This is a genomic window from Paenibacillus sp. Y568 (assembly GCF_059445545.1).
This window is the reverse complement of sequence record NZ_JCAIUM010000052.1, coordinates 1-1533: the sequence shown is the minus strand read 5'-3', so window position 1 is coordinate 1533 and position 1533 is coordinate 1. Positions and strand designations below refer to the sequence as shown.

The 1533-nt window shown below is 34.1% G+C and carries 1 rRNA gene; it reads right to left on the bottom strand.

Annotated features, from left to right (window positions below):
* Positions 1–1445: 1445 nt before the first annotated feature.
* Positions 1446–1533: ribosomal RNA gene (gene rrf, locus AC1D7X_RS25720) — 5S ribosomal RNA — on the bottom strand; the annotation flags it as partial.

The following is a 1533-nucleotide window of genomic DNA, read 5'->3' as shown; positions in this document are numbered from 1 at the left end:
TTTAAAACAAACTGACGAGAAATTACTTTCTCTATCAAATGATTTCTCATTTGTTTTGACTTCACTTTCGTGAAATCTACTCACTCGTTGTTCAGTTTTCAAAGACCAATTTGTTCATTTTGTCGTTATCAGTGTTTCTCTGTGACAACTTTTATATCATAACATGTCCGGTTCGTTTATGCAAGCTTTATTTTCGTTTACGTTTCATTCGAGTTTGGCTTGCCGATTCAATAAATGTGTTATTTACTGGCCGGACTAATAATATATCACGTATAATTAATGATTGCAACACTTTTTTAATAAAATTTTATATATAATTAGATAAGAGCCTCGTTTGTTACTTAGAATAAGCTCACCACGACTTATTTAAATGAGAATAAGTATTTTCCTATCAATCTCTACCTCATACTAAATATATATAAATTATCATATTAGACAAGTCCCTAAGGTAAATACACACGAGCACTGCGTACTAGGTATCATCATTAGGCTAAACTTGTATACTCAAGGATCTAGGTGTTATAAAAACCCTTATAAGGCTCAACAATCTGCCACGTGCTAGGACATGTTTAGTTGATACTGTTTTACACATTTTTACCCCATTAAGGAGCACACGACTGGATAAGAAAAACCGTAGATAAATTATGTTCTTAATAAGACTTCTTGCCCTATCTAATCACAAGGGACCGTTTTTAAAAAAATTGGCGAGTACAATATCATCCTTGATTGAGAAATATGCAAATTATAGAAATAATGCGTGATAAATGGACAAAACACGAACTAGTACTGTGCCTACAAATAGATGCTATCAAATACAATGAACACCCTTTTAGGAACTTCTAAAACAAATAGAAGTATTTCTTCCTCCACCTTTAATGCCTTCCTGAATTAATGCTTACCACTTAACAGCTAATTATATAGATAGGCACCTGTAATACATGAGCACTCTTTCAAGCAGCCTTCACGCAACCCTCAATCTAAGAAGGAACCTACCTGCGTCCATACACATCCATAGTTGTTCTTATATACACAGACTTATCACTTAGCATTTGTTCACTTCATAAAGCCACTTCAATATCACACTATGTCCAATAAAAACAACACTTATCATAGCAAAATAGAATAACAAGTCACTTAATTACCTTGTGTTGACTGGTATTAACTTGTTTCTTTACGAAAGAGGTTTTCTCTTTCTAATTGCACATTAAGACAACGTATTTTGCACCCTCCTTCCTCTCTAATCAATGATTTAATAGTTTAAAATTAATGTTGTTTGTAATTTATTCTGTAGTTTTATACTAAAGGTTTCTTATCATCATATCCTCATACATAATAAGCTAAAAAAAATTCCTTTAAATTGCTTCAAAAGTATGATTACCTCTACTTCAATCTTTAAAAAAACGCAAAAAGAACCACCATTGATCGAAATCAACAGTGGTTCTTGTGCTTGGCGGCGTCCTACTCTCCCAGGACCCTGCGGTCCAAGTACCATCGGCGCTGGAGGACTTAACGGTCGTGTTCGGGATGGGTACG